Origin of the sequence: Leptolyngbya sp. KIOST-1 (genome assembly GCF_000763385.1) — a bacterium.
GTDB lineage: Bacteria > Cyanobacteriota > Cyanobacteriia > Phormidesmidales > Phormidesmidaceae > Nodosilinea.
Genome location: NZ_JQFA01000004.1, coordinates 727,719 through 742,546, shown reverse-complemented (window position 1 = coordinate 742,546; position 14,828 = coordinate 727,719). Strand labels below are relative to the sequence as shown.

12 protein-coding genes are annotated in these 14,828 nt (G+C 62.2%); 7 read left to right on the top strand and 5 right to left on the bottom strand.

Annotated features, from left to right (window positions below; translation table 11 throughout):
• Positions 1 to 18: 18 nt before the first annotated feature.
• Positions 19 to 1,116 (bottom strand): NAD(P)/FAD-dependent oxidoreductase, encoded by a 1,098-nt coding sequence (locus NF78_RS20285; protein ID WP_035993460.1) that lies wholly within the window; start codon positions 1,114 to 1,116, stop codon positions 19 to 21.
• Between the two features lie 41 nt (positions 1,117 to 1,157).
• The gene (psbQ, locus tag NF78_RS20280; RefSeq protein ID WP_035991228.1) at positions 1,158 to 1,604 is read right to left on the bottom strand and encodes a photosystem II protein PsbQ; all 447 of its coding nucleotides are present in this window, start codon (positions 1,602 to 1,604) and stop codon (positions 1,158 to 1,160) included.
• A gap of 335 nt (positions 1,605 to 1,939) precedes the next feature.
• On the opposite strand from psbQ, the gene NF78_RS20275 reads away from it, so the two are divergent.
• From NF78_RS20275 to NF78_RS20265, 3 genes are read left to right on the top strand one after another with little or no spacing between them, the layout of a single operon-like run.
• Positions 1,940 to 4,558 carry a M1 family metallopeptidase gene (locus tag NF78_RS20275; RefSeq protein WP_052050781.1) on the top strand — a complete coding sequence of 873 codons (2,619 nt, stop codon included), beginning with the start codon at positions 1,940 to 1,942 and terminating at the stop codon, positions 4,556 to 4,558.
• A gap of 60 nt (positions 4,559 to 4,618) precedes the next feature.
• Positions 4,619 to 6,184, top strand: coding sequence for a phosphomannomutase/phosphoglucomutase (locus NF78_RS20270; protein WP_081972788.1), 1,566 nt, complete (start codon positions 4,619 to 4,621; stop codon positions 6,182 to 6,184).
• A gap of 6 nt (positions 6,185 to 6,190) precedes the next feature.
• A complete protein-coding gene (locus NF78_RS20265) occupies positions 6,191 to 7,276 on the top strand; it encodes an AI-2E family transporter (RefSeq protein ID WP_035991224.1) in 1,086 nt (361 codons plus the stop codon).
• Between the two features lie 45 nt (positions 7,277 to 7,321).
• Here the strand turns inward: NF78_RS20265 and NF78_RS20260 are convergent, their stop codons facing one another.
• Complete coding sequence (locus NF78_RS20260) at positions 7,322 to 7,633, bottom strand: ArsR/SmtB family transcription factor (protein WP_035991222.1); 312 nt, start codon at positions 7,631 to 7,633, stop codon at positions 7,322 to 7,324.
• Between the two features lie 88 nt (positions 7,634 to 7,721).
• Here NF78_RS20260 and trxA point away from each other — a divergent pair, with 88 nt between their 5' ends.
• The 3 genes from trxA to NF78_RS20245 all read left to right on the top strand — a co-directional run bounded on the left by trxA (position 7,722) and on the right by NF78_RS20245 (position 10,256).
• Entirely contained in the window at positions 7,722 to 8,048 is a 327-nt protein-coding gene (trxA, locus tag NF78_RS20255) for a thioredoxin (protein ID WP_035991220.1), read from the top strand.
• Between the two features lie 305 nt (positions 8,049 to 8,353).
• Positions 8,354 to 9,448: an alkene reductase gene (locus NF78_RS20250; RefSeq protein WP_035991219.1), complete on the top strand. Its 1,095-nt coding sequence runs from the start codon at positions 8,354 to 8,356 to the stop codon at positions 9,446 to 9,448.
• Positions 9,449 to 9,692: 244 nt separating this feature from the next.
• A complete protein-coding gene (locus tag NF78_RS20245; protein WP_035991217.1) occupies positions 9,693 to 10,256 on the top strand; it encodes a hypothetical protein in 564 nt (187 codons plus the stop codon).
• A 13-nt stretch (positions 10,257 to 10,269) separates the two neighbouring features.
• Here NF78_RS20245 and NF78_RS20240 read toward each other — a convergent pair whose 3' ends face one another.
• Positions 10,270 to 11,043 carry an isoprenyl transferase gene (locus NF78_RS20240; protein WP_035991215.1) on the bottom strand — a complete coding sequence of 258 codons (774 nt, stop codon included), beginning with the start codon at positions 11,041 to 11,043 and terminating at the stop codon, positions 10,270 to 10,272.
• Between the two features lie 55 nt (positions 11,044 to 11,098).
• Entirely contained in the window at positions 11,099 to 12,091 is a 993-nt protein-coding gene (locus NF78_RS20235; RefSeq protein WP_052050780.1) for a ferritin-like domain-containing protein, read from the bottom strand.
• Positions 12,092 to 12,289: 198 nt separating this feature from the next.
• On the opposite strand from NF78_RS20235, the gene NF78_RS20230 reads away from it, so the two are divergent.
• The gene (locus NF78_RS20230) at positions 12,290 to 14,803 is read left to right on the top strand and encodes a tetratricopeptide repeat protein (RefSeq protein ID WP_035991213.1); all 2,514 of its coding nucleotides are present in this window, start codon (positions 12,290 to 12,292) and stop codon (positions 14,801 to 14,803) included.
• The last annotated feature ends 25 nt before the right edge of the window (positions 14,804 to 14,828 follow it).

Below are 14,828 nucleotides of genomic sequence, written 5' to 3'. Positions count from 1 at the left end.
GCGATCGCGGTCGGTGGGCTACACCAGTAAATCCCGTACCGCCAGCGCCGTCGCCGGGGCTAGCAAAACCCCGTTGCGGTAGTGGCCGGTAGCCAGCCAAATATTGCGGTACCCTGCCAGCGGCTGAATCACCGGAGCGGCCTGGCCCTGGGGGCGGGGGCGCAGGCCAACCCAGCGATCGGTGACCGTGCCTGTGGCCAGGGCCGGACAGTGGGCGATCGCGCCCAACCGCACCTGCTCCAGTCGCTCGGCCTCAGGCTGCATGGCCAGCGCCTCGTCCAAAGAGGTTTCCGGCGGAAACTCAACCGTCGCCCCCACCCAGTAGTCACCGCCACCCAGGGGTACCAGGTGAATGTCGTGGCCGTTGACCACGGGCTGAAAGTCGGGCTTGCCCAGCGGTGAATCTAGATGAAGGCGCAGCCCCTGACCCAGCACCGGGCCAATGGCAGTGGGCTGGGCCAGGGTGGTGGTCAGCGGCAGGGTGCCCAGGCCCGCCGAGAGCACGATCGCATCGGTGGGGATGGTTTGTTGCTGAGTGTGAACGGCGGTGCAGAGCCCCTCCGCCCCGGTGTCAAACCCCACCACGGGTTGCTGAAGGCGAAAGTCCACGCCGTTGGTCGCCGCCCCAGCCACCAGCGCCTGGGTCAGGTCGGTGGGGTTGACCTGAAAGTCCTGGGGCGAGAAGATACCGGCGCTGACCCCGTCAGTTCGTAGGTGGGGGCAGCGATCGCGCACCTGCTCTGGCTCCCACAGCTCCAGCCGGTAGCCCTGGCCCTGGCGAATCTGCTGCAGCGATCGCCACCGGGGCAGCTCCTCCGCGTCAAAGCAGAGGCTGAGAATGCCCTGGGTATTGCGCTGAATGGGTTGTCCCGTCAGCGCTTCCAGTTCTGGCAGTAGGGTCTGGTAGCGGTTGAGGCTCTGCTCCCGCAGCCGCCAGTTGCGCCCCTTCACCTTGTGGCTGATCACCGCCATCGCCACCCCCAGGGCCGCTGCCGTCGCGCCCTGGCCGGGGGCAGCGCGATCGCACACGGTGACCTCAAGCCCCCCACGGCGACTAAGTTCGTAGGCGATCGCCGCTCCCACTACGCCGCAGCCGATGATCGTGATTCGTGTCAAGGGATTCGTGTCAGGGAGGTGCGCCTGGGGGTCAGGCAAAACTACTGAAAGGTCGGCACCAGGGCCAGGAACGAGTCAAAGTCATCCAGGGCGTTGCGGTACTCCTGTCCGGCCAACACCTGCTGCCCGTTGGCCGCCGCCTCGTCCAGCCGCTCCAGGTGGACATACAGCTCCTTGGCCAGGGACTGGGCCTGGGGCTGATCTTTGGTCAGCAGGGTCGCCGCCAGCCGATTCATCCGCGCCCGCAGTTCGCCCATGGGACCGTGAATAAAGCTCTGCACGTTGACCCAGTCTTTGGTCTGAATGTAGCCCTCTAGCTCGGGGAAGCGATCGCGCAGAGAGGCCACGCCGGGGGAATACAGCTCTACCTGCTGCAAAATTTCCGGTGTGTAGGTGGTGGGGATTTTAGCCGCCGGGCCACCGCAGGCCACCAGGCAGGTGGCCACGATCGCCAGCAAAATTCCCAAAACAGGTCTAAAGCGTCCCATAGTTACCTTTTGCGCTCTCTACATCAGTCGTCTGTATTTTACGCCGTGATGGGGTCCTGTGAAGAACCAAGATGCCGCGGCGGCAGGATGCCGGGAATTTCCTGCTCTCTCTACTTTTTTGCTGGCTTTGATCACGCCGCTGCTCACCAGCCAAGGCCAACGCCAACCGCCCAATCCCAGCAGCCCCTTGCTTAAGCAATGTCAATGCGACTACGCTTTAGGGAATTCAGAGTAGGATGGCTCTAGGTCAGTCAGGGTAGGCCGGGGGCCGTCGAGTCCACTGGCCCCACCCCTGGTTCTGGAGCGAAAACGTCACGCAAAGGTTTACTGTTCCCATGCCCAACGCACACCGCGCTTTTCAAATCGAGAGCCTGGACGACAACAACGGTCACAAGTCGTTTGAAATGCCGGGGGCAAAACCCCACTACAACCCGGATCGCCCCGGCCAGGTCGAACACATTGCCCTGAATCTGAGCCTGGATCTGGAGAACCAAATCTGCGCGGGCACCTGCAAAATTTCCATCAACCCGGTGCGCGACGGCGTGGAGAGCCTGACGCTGGATGCGGTCAACCAGCAGATTGAATCCGTGACGGTAGACGGCGACAGTCAGCCCTTTGGCTACGACGGCGAGCAGCTTCACATTCGACTGAATACCTCTACGGTGGCGGGACAGCGCTTTACCGTTGCGATCGCCTATCGCCTGGTGCAGCCCGAGCGCGGCCTCTACTTCGTCGGCCCCGACCAGCACTACCCCGACAAACCCGTCCAGGTGTGGACCCAGGGGGAAGACGAAGACTCCCGCTTCTGGTTTCCCTGCTTCGACTATCCGGGTATGCTCTCCACGTCGGAGATCCGAGTGCGGGTGCCGGGAATGTACCAGGTCGTCTCCAACGGCGAGCTGGTGGACACCCAGGCAGATGGCGACCACAAGATCTTCCACTGGCACCAAAAGCAAGTGCACCCCACCTACCTGATGGCCCTGGCCGTAGGCGAGTTCGACGTCATTCAAGACCAGTGGCAGAACATCCCCGTCACCTACTATGTGGAGAAAGGCCGCAAAGACCAGGGCCAGATCACCATGGGCAAAACGCCCCGCATGGTGGAATTCTTGAGCGAAAAGTACGGCTACCGCTACGCCTTCCCCAAGTACGCCCAGGTGTGCGCCGCCGACTTTATCTTTGGCGGCATGGAAAATACCTCGGTGACGATTCTCACCGATCGCTGTCTGCTGGACGAGCGCGCCGCTCTGGACAATCGCGGCTCTGAATCCCTGGTCGTCCACGAGCTGGCCCACCAGTGGTTTGGCGATCTGCTGGTGATCAACCACTGGAGCCATGCCTGGGTGAAGGAGGGCATGGCCACCTACTCCGAGGTGATGTGGACCGAGCAGGAGTACGGCGCGGACGAGGCCGCCTACTATCGCCTGGGGGAGGCCCGCAGCTACCTGGACGAAGACAAGAGCCGCTACCGGCGACCGATGGTAACGCACGTCTATCGCGAAGCGATTGAACTGTATGACCGCCACATCTACGAAAAAGGCGCTTGCGTCTACCACATGATCCGCGCCGAACTGGGGGATGCCCTGTTCTGGAAGGCGATCCACACCTTTGTTCAGGACAACGCCCACAGCACCGTGGAGACCATCGACCTGCTGCGGGCGATCGACAAGGCTACCGGGCGCAACCTGCGGCCCCTGTTTGATCAGTACGTGCTGCGCGGCGGCCACCCCGACTACAAAGTCGCCTACAGCTGGGACGGCGACAGCAACCTGGCCAAGCTCACCATTACCCAAACCCAGGCCAAAGACGGCGACACCAGCAGCAGCAGCGGCCTGTTTGATTTAAGAATCCCTATCGGCTTTGGCTACCTGAGTTCGGAAGACTCTGCCCAGGTCGAGGTTAAATCCTTCACCGTGCGCATTCACGAACGGGAGCAGGCGCTGTTCTTTCCCCTGGAGAAAAAGCCTGACTTGATCAGCTTTGACGTGGGCAACCATGTGCTCAAAACCGTGGAACTGGAATACCCCATAGCCGAACTCAAGGCCCAGCTCCAGCACGACCCCGACCCCCTGTCGCGGATTGAGGCGGCGATCGCCCTGGCCAAAAAGGGCAACCTGGAAGCCGTCACCGCTCTGTCAGCATCCCTGGTGAACGAACCCTTCTGGGGCGTGCGGGCCGAGGTGGCGGAACAGCTGGCCTCGGTCAAGCTCAATCAGGCGGTTGAGGGGCTGCTAAAGGGGCTGCAAGACCCCGAGGCTCGGGTGCGCCGCGCCGTGGTGGAGTCCCTGGGCGACATCAAAACCGCCGCCAGCTACAAGGCGCTCAAGGGCATTGCGGAGAACGGCGACCCCAGCTACTACGTCGAAGCTGCCGCCATTCGGTCCCTGGGCAAGGTCGGCGCTGCCGATGTCGATGGCAAAGCGCAGGACAAAAAAACCCTGAAGCTGCTGGAGAACATCCTGGAAGAGCGCCAGGGCTGGAACGAAGTGATCCGGTCAGGGGCGATCGCCGCCCTCAGCCAGTTCAAATCGTCTGAAGATGCGCTCGACCTACTGCTCAAGTACACCGAACCCGGCACCCCCCAGGCCCTGCGGCTGGCGGCGATTCGCGCCCTGGGGGCGATCTCCAAGGCTCAGAGCAAGCCCAACGTAGAGCGCATCTTGGACAGGTTAGAGACCATCGCCAGCGAGTCGTTCTTCCTCACCCAGGTCTCGGCAGTGGCGGCTCTCAGCGGCATCGAGACCGGGCGGGCGATCGGCGTTCTGCAAAGTTTAGCCGACCACACCCCCGACGGTCGCGTGCGCCGCCGTGCCGAGGAAGCCGTGCAGCAGGTGCAAAAGGCGATCGGCAAAGACAAAGCGGTGGAAAAACTGCGCCAGGAGTTGGATGATCTCAAAAAATCTAATCAAGAACTCAAGAGCCGTCTAGAAACTTTGGAGGCCAAAGCAAAGTAGAGCCCCGTGCCTCAGGCGCAAAAAAGCTGAAGAAATCGGCCGAAGCCGGGAGCGGCTTCTATGGTGAAGGGGACGACAGCAGGAGCGATCGCCCCCATGCCCCCATCCACCACCATCAACTGGGCCGCATTGCAGAACGGCTCTGACATTCGCGGCGTCGCCCTAGAAGGCGTCCCGGACCAGGCCGTGAACCTCACTCCTGAAGTGGTCAATACCCTGGGCAAAGCCTTTGCCACCTGGCTCGCGGCAGAATTGGACCTACCTGTGGATGCATTGGCGATCGCTGTGGGGCGCGACAGCCGCCTCTCTGGCCCCACCCTGATGCAGGCGGTAATCGAGGGCATGGCCGCTTTGGGTTGTCAGGTGCTGGATGTGGGTATGGCCTCGACCCCGGCCATGTTTATGAGTACGGTGCTGCCCGAGTTTGGCTGCCAGGGCGCGATTATGATGACCGCCAGCCACCTGCCCTTCAACCGCAACGGGCTCAAGTTTTTCACTCGCCGGGGCGGGCTGGGCAAGGGGGATATTTCGCGCATTCTGGAGCTGGCCGAGCAGGGGCACTTTGCCACTACGACTCCTGTCCCGGTGGAGCGCCGCGACCTGATTGGGGCCTACGCGGCGGGGCTGGTGCAGCAGATTCGCCAGGCGGTCAACCACCCCGACCACTTTGAGCAGCCGCTGCGGGGGCTGAAAATCATTGTCGATGCGGGCAATGGGGCGGGCGGCTTTTTCGCCAGCCAGGTGCTGGAACCCCTGGGGGCAAATACCAGCGGCAGCCAGTTCCTTGACCCCGACGGCACCTTTCCTAACCACGTGCCCAACCCGGAGGATGCAGTGGCGATCGCCTCGATCTGCCAGGCCGTGGTAAACCAGGGGGCCGACTTTGGCCTGATTTTTGATACCGATGTCGATCGCGGCGCTGCGGTCGACACCGATGGGCGCGAACTCAACCGCAATCGGCTGATCGCGCTGATCTCGGCGATCGTGCTGCAAGAGCACCCCGGCACCACCATCGTCACCGACTCGACTACCTCCGACGGGCTGACCCGGTTTATTGAGGGTGATCTGGGCGGCATTCACCACCGCTTTCGGCGGGGCTACAAAAACGTGATCAACGAAGCGATTCGCCTGAATGAGGCGGGCCAGCCCAGCTGGCTGGCGATCGAAGCCTCGGGCCACGGGGCAATGAAAGAAAACTACTTTTTAGACGATGGCGCTTACCTGGTCAGCAAACTACTGATTGAACTGGCCAAAGCCCGCCGCTCGGGCAAGCGCCTCACCGACCTGATCGCATCCCTACAAGACCCCCACACCAGCCAGGAGTATCGGCTCAAAATTCTGGCCCCCGAGCCCCAGGTCTACGGCGCTGAGGTGATGAACCAGCTCAAGGGTTTCGTCGCTACCCAGGCCGACTGGGCAATCGAGCCCAGCTACGAGGGGGTGCGGGTCAGCTGTTCCAATCCTGACGAAAACGGCTGGTTTATGGTGCGGATGTCGCTGCACGACCCGGTGCTGCCGCTCAATGTCGAGTCGAATGTGGCGGGTGGGGTGGCTAAGATCACCGAACGTCTGAGCGTCTTTCTGGCGACTCTGACCGAGCTGGATATTTCGGCGTTGAAGGGGTAGGCGTCTATGGTCACGTTCTCAAAACTGCCCCGCTGGGCGATCGCGGGTCTGGCCTTCCCCCTCATCTGCCTCAACGGCTGGCTGCTGTATCGGCTGGCGGGCATTTTTCAGCCCGCCACCAGCATTGTGATCACCGCCAGCCTGATCGCCTTTCTGCTCGACTACCCCATCGACTGGCTAGAGAAGCGAGGCCTGGCCAGGAGCCTGGCGGTGGCGCTGGTGGTACTGGTGGCCGTTGTCCTCACCACGGTGTTGGTGATCTTTTTGGGGCCGCAGGTGTGGCAGCAGCTCAACGACTTTGCCGAGCGGCTGCCCGGCTGGATCGATCGCGCCACCACCCAGCTACTGCTGCTAGAAGAAAGGCCCTTCTTTCAAAACCTGCCCGTCAACCTCGACCAGCTCACGGTAGAGGCCGCCAACCAGATCACCAACGCTCTGCAAGCGACCACGACCCAGGCGATCAGCGTCACCCTCAGCACCCTTGACAGCGCCCTTAACCTGCTCGTCACCGTCGTCCTGGCCATTCTGCTGGTGATCAACGGCGACCCGCTGTGGGAAGGGCTGCTGAGCTGGCTGCCGCCCCCCTGGCGATCGCAGATCCGCAGGTCGCTGCGGCCCAGCTTCCAGGGCTACTTTTCGGGCCAGGCCACCCTGGCACTAATCCTGGCGATCGCTCAATCCACCGCTCTGATGTTGCTCAACGTGCCCTTTGGCCTGCTGTTTGGTCTGGTAATTGGCCTGGTCAGCATCATTCCCTTTGGGGGCACGGCGGCGGTGCTGGGGGTGAGCACCCTGCTGGCGTTCCAGAATGTCTGGCTGGGGCTCAAGGTGCTGGGGGTAGCGATCGTGCTGGGCCAAATCAACGACAACCTGGTGGCCCCACGCCTGATGGGGGGCATCACCGGCCTGAACCCCGCGATCATCATCCTGGCGCTGCTGATTGGGGCCAAGTTCGCCGGGTTTCTGGGCCTGCTGCTGGCCGTACCCACCGCCAGCTTCATCAAAAAGATCGCCGACTCCCTGCGCGAACCGAGGCCTGAACCTGCGATCGAGGCCCTTCAAGAGAGTGTTCTGGGGCATGAGCCGCTTTAGCCAAATGGGACAGCCGTCTTAGCTATCCAGCCTTCAGCACTGGCCCTAGACCTTTGCCCGAGCTGCCTTCAAAATGCTGTCGAGCAGGCCGGGGAACGCTGCCTCCAGATCGTCGCGGCGCAGGGAATTCATGTGCTGGGTGCCCTGCTTGCGGCAGTGCAGCACCCCGGCCTCCCGCAAAATTTTGAAGTGGTGGGAGAGGGTTGACTTCGCCACCCCCAAATCGAGATCCGAGCAGGATAGCTCATCGTTACTGGCCAGCCGCTGCACAATTTCGAGCCGCACCGGGTCGCCCAGGGCGTACAAAACCCCTTCCAGGGCAATGTCTTGACAGTTGGGATGATGAATAGGTCGCATAGTTGCATTATGCCACGGCAGACGCTATAGTTTAATTGTTCGACTTTTTCGAATAATTGAAATTCGCCTGGTTGGCGGAGGTATTCCGATGTCTGCAGTCGCAAGTATTACCCAAGAAACATTTCAAACCGAAGTGCTGCAAAGTGACGTGCCTGTGCTGGTCGATTTTTGGGCACCCTGGTGCGGCCCCTGCCGCATGGTCGCCAGCGTTGTCGATGAGGTGGCCCAGCAGTACGCCGGGCAGCTCAAGGTGGTCAAGGTCAATACCGACGAGCAGCCCGGCATTGCCTCCCACTACGGCATTCGCAGCATTCCCACGCTGATGGTGTTTATGGGCGGCGAAAAAATGGAGCAGATGGTGGGGGCGGTGTCTAAGACCACCCTTGCTAACGCCGTCGAGCCCTTTCTGAGCTAACCCGTTATAGCCGTTCGTAGGGGCAAACGGTTGTTTGCCCTTACCCAATCCATACCGTTATATAGATTTCCCCTAGCTCAATTCTCTGAGGGCAATGTCGTTTGCCCCTACAGCCATCGTAGGAGGGGCACTGCCCACCACCCATTGGGGAGAAAGCAGAGGCGGTTTATCCCTGTACGATCCACGTTGTTGTTCGGTCATTCCGAAGCCAGCCTGATCCCCCATGGGCGAATGCTACTTGCCCCTGTGGGAACCGTGCGCCTCTACGGAATTACTTAGTCCTAACCAACCTAAAGGAAACCCTCATGTCCACTGAAAAGAACCTGTTTACGCCGATCAAGCTGGGTGCCTACGAACTGCCCAACCGCATTGCCATGGCTCCCCTCACCCGCAACCGGGCCGGGGAAGGCAACGTGCCGCAGCCGCTGAACGTGACCTACTACGAGCAGCGGGCCTCGGCAGGGCTGATCATCACAGAGGCCAGCCAGATTTCACCCCAGGGCATGGGCTACCCCGCCACCCCCGGCATCCACAGCGCCGAGCAGATCGCCGGGTGGCAGCAGGTGACCGAGGCCGTCCACGCCAAAGGGGGCCGCATCTTTTTGCAGCTGTGGCACGTGGGCCGCATTTCGCACCCGTCCCTGCAGCCCGATGGGGCAACCCCCGTGGCCCCCAGCGCAATTCAGCCCCAGGGCGACGCCATGACCTACGAGGGCATGCAGCGCTTTGTCACTCCCAGGGCCCTGGAGCTAGAGGAAATCCCCGGCATTGTGGACCAGTATCGCCAGGCGGCCAAAAACGCTTTGGAGGCAGGCTTTGACGGGGTGGAGGTGCACGGGGCGAACGGCTACCTGCTCGACCAGTTTCTGCGCGACGGCAGCAACCACCGCACCGATGCCTACGGTGGCCCGGTCGAAAACCGCGCCCGCCTGCTGCTGGAGGTGACTGAGGCGGTGGTGGAGGTGCTGGGCGGCGATCGCGTCGGCGTGCGTCTGTCCCCCAGCAGCACCTTCAACGACATGAGCGACTCTGACCCCAGGGCCACTTTTGGCTACGCCATTCAGGCGCTGAATCAGTTCAACCTGGCCTACCTGCACCTGCTCGAACCCAGCGAATCTGACCTGCGCCACGGCGGTACCGCCATCCCTACGAAAGAGTTTCGCCCGCTCTACGACGGTCTGCTGATGGTGAACTGGGATTACGACCAGGAATCGGGGAATCGGGCGATCGCCAGCGGCAATGCCGATCTGGTCTCCTACGGCAAGCTGTTCATCGCCAACCCCGACCTGCCCCAGCGCTTTGCCCAAAATGCGCCGCTGAACGAGCCCAACCCCGACACCTTCTACGGCGGCGGGGCCGAAGGCTACACCGACTACCCCGCCCTGGCCGAGGCGGCCTAGGGCTAAGCCGAGCAGCGGTTAGCCCTGGCGGTGGGCAGGTTTTTATACTTAATCCTGCCTGCTATCCTCTTGTAGAGGCGTAGCCTGCTACGCCCCTACAAGGTTCCCGTCTTGAATCGACGTTTCCCAAGGCTGATTTGGCCGACACTCCAACCTGTTAACCCCGTCGGTCTCCGCAACAAATGGTTCACTCCGTACGTCTTTCGAAGTAGTTTGCATGAAACTACTGAGAGGGCGGGCACCGATGAGAGTGGCAACGATTTTTTGGGCGGGGGTGGTGGGGCTATCTGGCGCGATCGCCCTCCCGACTCCAGGCCGAGCTGACGAGTTCACCTGCCGGGGCAACCTGAGCAACGTCACCGTAGACAATTTGCGCGTGCCCAGCGGGGCCACCTGCACCCTCAATGGCACCCGCGTCGAGGGCAACATCAAGGTCGAGTCGGGAGCCACCCTGATCGCTCGCAGTATCCGCGTCGAGGGCAATATTCAGGCGGAGAATGCGGCGCAGGTGACGGTCAACGCCCGCTCTACGGTGGATGGCAATATTCAGATCAAGCAGTCCGGTGGGGCGATGGTGGCCGACTCGCGCATCGGTGGCGACCTGCAGTTTGAGGAAAATCGGCGATCGCTGCTCAGCCAGGGTAACACCATTGGCGGCAACCTCCAGGCCTTTGAAAACGACGGCGGTCTGCGGGTGGTCAGCAACCGCATCAATGGCAACCTGCAGTGCAAAGAGAACAGCCCCACCCCCAGCGGCAACGGCAACATGGTGCGCGGCAACAAAGAAGACCAGTGTGCCCGGTTTTAGGGGCAGCGGAAACCTAGAGGCCCTGGGCCACAGGCGCTGGCGTCAGCCCGCCAAACCGTCTCTGGCGCTGTTGGTACCACTGCAAGGCCTGGTGAAACGCCGCGCGATCGAACTCAGGCCAGAGCACATCGGTAAAGTACAGTTCCGTGTAGGCTAGCTGCCAGGGCAGAAAGTTGCTCAGCCGCTGCTCGCCACTGGTGCGAATCAGCAAGTCCGGATCAGGCAGGGGATACGTCCGCAGTACGCGAGACAGAGCGGCTTCGTCTACCTCATCAATGGAGATAGCGCCGGCGGCCACCTGCCGGGCAATCTGGCGGGTGGCCGCCACCAGTTCCTGCCGGCCGCCGTAGTTCACCGCCACATTGAAATGCACCCGCTGGTTGGCGTCGGTCACAGCCATCGCCTCCTGCATTAGCAACCGTAGCCGCTCGGGCAGGGGCGACAGATCACCCAAAAACTGAATTCGCACGCCCTCTCGTTGCATTTCGGCCAGTTCGCGGTGCAGCAGTCGGTCAAACAGGCGCAGTAAAAAGGTGACTTCTTCCAGCGGTCGCCGCCAGTTCTCCGTCGAAAAGGCGTAGACCGTCAGCGCCCCAATGCCCCAGTCTTTGCAGCAGCGCAGCAGGTCCTTCACCGTTTTGGCGCCCTGGCGATGGCCCGCCACCCGGGGCAGCCCCCGCCGGGTGGCCCAGCGGCCGTTGCCATCCATGATCACCGCCACGTGGGCAGGCAAAGCCTCGGGGTGCAGATCGGCAGGCAGGGGGGAAGCATGGTTAGACTGAACCATAGGTCAAACTCCTATAAAGACTTCGGCGGGTTGCATTTGCGACCAGAATTACCATCTAACGGCTGGGGCTGCGATCGCCCCTACCTGTGGGCGGGTTGGGGCCAAATAGGTTGGTCAGGTAGGTCGGTGTCAGGGTTTGATCCCATCGCCACAGCACCCGCATCACCTGATCAAAGGCGTAGAGCAAGGTGAGCCGATGGCGGAGATGCCACTGGTCCCAGGCCAGTTCCGCCGTCATGCGCCGCAGGGTGTGAATCAAGCTGCCCTGGAGATTCGGCTGTCGCCACTTTTGCACCATTGCCTGGGCCAGGGTGCTGGCTATCATCCCCACATTGGTTTCCCCATAGGCCCAGCGGCCAAAGCCCCAAAATTTAGTCATGTGGTTAATCTCGTCAATCAGCAGTTCCCCCAGTACGGCCTGAAGCGGGCCCGTGGTGTAGGCCATCATCCACAGGTAGAGGCAGGCGGCCCCGTACTCAGTGGCGATGCGGTGCAGCCCGTGGCGGTAGAGGTCGGCTCTGGGGTCGTCGCTGGGCGTGTAGGGCCGGGCGGTGTGGGGTACGGATTGGGGCGGTTCCCCGCTCAGGCGCTGGTAGAGCAGGCTCAGTACAGGGGTGTGACGCTTTTCTTCGCGCTCCCAGAGGCCAGGGGCGAGCACCTGGCCATCGGCATTCACCGTGCCCCCCACAAACTGCGCCATCTGGGGATAGAACTGCTCCAGGTACTGGCGACTGGCCTGGGTGTAGCCGCGAATCGGGGCCTCAGTGTTGATGGTGCCGAGCAGAATGGCGCAGAAAGTATCGAGGCAAATGCCGCTCACCTGGTCCGGGTGCAGGGTGCCCCAGGCGATCCGGGGCCAGCGGCGAGGCTGGGGGGTTTGGAACTGACGGGGCAGGTCGTTGAGGCGATCGCACAGGTGCTCCGCCGTCACATACCGCCGGGTTAGGGTTGCAATGCGGTGGTTCGTTTGAACTAAACCTGGGGCAGGCCACCACGGTCCCGCCAGGTCGTCTCCGGCGGCGGGTAAATGAACGGAAGTAGCTGTCATAGTTGGTATGCTCTGAATGCGCACGGTCGAGTAAATTCACTGTAGTTTTTCCGAGGACTGGGGTCAGCCGGGCAAAGTCGGGTCTGGGGCAACCCCGGTGAGTCCCAGCGGGCGGAAAAAGTCGGAATCCGCAGCTTTGGGGATGTATCTCCCCTTAATCTCGGCTAGAGTAGTTGGCCGAAGGAGCATTCCAAAGGCATGGCACCAGATGCGGTAGAACTGGCAGACAAGCTTGTCTTCACCGTCACCGGACGGCATCTGAACGATTTGCAGCGCACCATCCTCCAGCAGGTGTGGCAGGGCCAAAAGTATCTCGACATTGCCACCGCCGCTGGCTACACCGAGGGCCACATCAAGGACGTGGCCTACCAGCTATGGCGACTGCTGTCGAAGGTGACCGGGGAGAAGGTGACCAAATCGACCCTCAAGTCAGTCCTGAAGCGATCGCTGCTCCAGCTCGGTATCGATGTCTCGGCCGCCACCGCTGATCTGGGGATTGGGGGCGGAGCGGGGCGGCCGGAGCCCTCCCTAGCCTCTCACAACTGGGGTTCTACGAACCCTCAAGGGTCCCCAGGTCGGGAGGATTTAGGGCATCGCAGACCAGGGGCATCCCTGGCCTTCAGTCCCCCGCTCAACCCGCAGTTCGTGGGGCGTCAGGAGGCGATCGCACACCTCACTGGTCTGATCGCCCAGGGCCACCGCACCCTCGTTATTCAGGGAGAAGGGGGCCTGGGCAAAACTACCCTAGCCCAGCACTTTATCGCTCAACAGCGGGTCGATCTCACCCTCGAACTGCTGATGGCAAAAGATCCTGCCGACATTACCCCGGTGGAGTGGGTGGTCGAAGAATGGCTGCGCCAGGACTTCGGCGTGGAGCCGGGGCGCGAGTTTGGCGTCACCCTCGATCGCCTGCGTCGACATTTGCGCCAGCGTCGCGTCGCCGTCCTGATCGACAACCTGGAACCCGCCCTCGATGCCCAGGGCCAGTTCCTTGGCCCCCACCGCCGCTACGGCGAATTGCTCAGGGTTTTGGCCCACAGCCGGGGGCAGACGCTGACGCTGATCACCAGCCGCGATCGCCTCTGCGAACCTGGCCTGCCCCTCACCCACTACCGCCTGCCGGGGTTGGGGCTCCCCGCCTGGGCCACCTACTTCGCCCATCGGGGCATCGTTGATGGCGGCGATGGGCTGGCCGCCATGCACAGTGCCTACGGCGGCAACGCCAAAGCGATGGAAATTTTAGCCGGGGTGGTTCAGGCCGACTTTGAGGGCCACCTCGGCCCCTACTGGCAGGCCCACAGCCAGGATCTACTCAGGCCCGTGGATCTCAAAAACCTGGTCGAAAGCCAGATTCATCGCCTGCGGTCCCTTGACCCAGACGCCTATCGCCTCTTCTGTCGCCTCGGCGTCTACCGCTACCAGGACGTGCCCACCATTCCCTGGGAGGCCGTCCACGGCCTGATGGCCGATATCCCTCCCCAGCGTCACCAGGCGATCGTCACCTCCCTGCGCAACCGATCGCTGCTGGAGTGCAGCCAGGGTCGCTACTGGCTGCACTCGGCGGTGCGAGCCGGGGCTCTGGCTCAGCTTGCCGCTCACCCAGAGGGTGCCGCCGATTGGGAGTCGGCCCACCGCGCCGCCGCCCGCTGCTGGAGCGACAGCATCCAGCGTATTTGCAGCCTTGACGACGCCCTCCAGGCGCTCGAAGCCTACTACCACTACGTCGCCATCCAGGATTTCGCCGCCGCCGCCCGGGTCATTTTGCACAGCCGAGACAACCAGTGGCAGCAGTTTTTGCCCCTGGGCAGCACCCTCTACCGCATGGGGCTGGTGCAGCCGCTTACCGATGCCATCACCGCCATCCTCACCCACCTCTCGCCCACCAACGTCGACGTTAGTGAGCTATCCAATATTCTCGGCGACCTGTACTGGATTCAGGGCCGCCTGACGGAGGCGACCGCCTGTCAGCAGAATGCCCTCACCATTGCCCTCACCCACCTAGAAGCCGAAGTGCCTGCCCCAACCACCCACCGCTGGTACTACCTCACCATGCTGGCGGTTGACTCCCAGCTCAGTCTCGGCCTCTACCATCTAGATCTCTGGAACCTGGAGACGGCCGCCATTGGGTTTAGCCAGGTGATGGCCACCGCCGCTGGCACCCGCCACCAGCCATGGGCCGACAAAGCGACCATCTGCCTGGCCCTGGTGCGCTCCCATCAGGGCGATCGCGAAACAGCTAAAGACCTTGCAGACAAGGCCCTGAGGCAGATGCAGACCGGCGGACAGAGCGGTCGCTACGCCTTCTTTGTGCAGCTGTTGGGGCACACCTACCTCAATGTGGGAGAACCGGATACCGCCGCTGCTCTATTAACTGAGGCTATTCAGGCGGCGGAAGCGGGCCACTATCTGCAAATTAAAGCCAATGCTTTGGTGGGCCTGGGACGGCTCAAGCACCAGCGGGGGGACATGACCGAGGCCGCTCTGGACTATCGCCAGGCGATCGCCCTGCTGAATGAAGTCGGTGCCCAGGGGGACCTGGCGACCGCCTACCTGCAATCCGCCCTCACCCTGGCCAGTCAGCCTGAGCAGGCCGCCGAGGCCGAGACTTATCTTTACAAAGCCCTGGACCTGTTTCGGGCTATCCCCGCCCCTCAGCAGATCGTTAGAATCCAAAATATTTGGCAGCAGGCGATCGCAGCCGCTGATCCCTGAACTCCAAACTCGGCATCTCTGCTCC

Coding starts and splice junctions, on each gene's coding strand:
- NF78_RS20260 (WP_035991222.1), bottom strand. CDS start 7,633: ATGCGACCTATTCATCATCCCAACTGTCAAGACATTGCCCTGGAAGGG.
- psbQ (WP_035991228.1), bottom strand. CDS start 1,604: ATGGGACGCTTTAGACCTGTTTTGGGAATTTTGCTGGCGATCGTGGCC.
- NF78_RS20270 (WP_081972788.1), top strand. CDS start 4,619: ATGGTGAAGGGGACGACAGCAGGAGCGATCGCCCCCATGCCCCCATCC.
- NF78_RS20265 (WP_035991224.1), top strand. CDS start 6,191: ATGGTCACGTTCTCAAAACTGCCCCGCTGGGCGATCGCGGGTCTGGCC.
- NF78_RS20275 (WP_052050781.1), top strand. CDS start 1,940: ATGCCCAACGCACACCGCGCTTTTCAAATCGAGAGCCTGGACGACAAC.
- NF78_RS20245 (WP_035991217.1), top strand. CDS start 9,693: ATGAGAGTGGCAACGATTTTTTGGGCGGGGGTGGTGGGGCTATCTGGC.
- NF78_RS20235 (WP_052050780.1), bottom strand. CDS start 12,091: ATGACAGCTACTTCCGTTCATTTACCCGCCGCCGGAGACGACCTGGCG.
- NF78_RS20250 (WP_035991219.1), top strand. CDS start 8,354: ATGTCCACTGAAAAGAACCTGTTTACGCCGATCAAGCTGGGTGCCTAC.
- trxA (WP_035991220.1), top strand. CDS start 7,722: ATGTCTGCAGTCGCAAGTATTACCCAAGAAACATTTCAAACCGAAGTG.
- NF78_RS20230 (WP_035991213.1), top strand. CDS start 12,290: ATGGCACCAGATGCGGTAGAACTGGCAGACAAGCTTGTCTTCACCGTC.
- NF78_RS20240 (WP_035991215.1), bottom strand. CDS start 11,043: ATGGTTCAGTCTAACCATGCTTCCCCCCTGCCTGCCGATCTGCACCCC.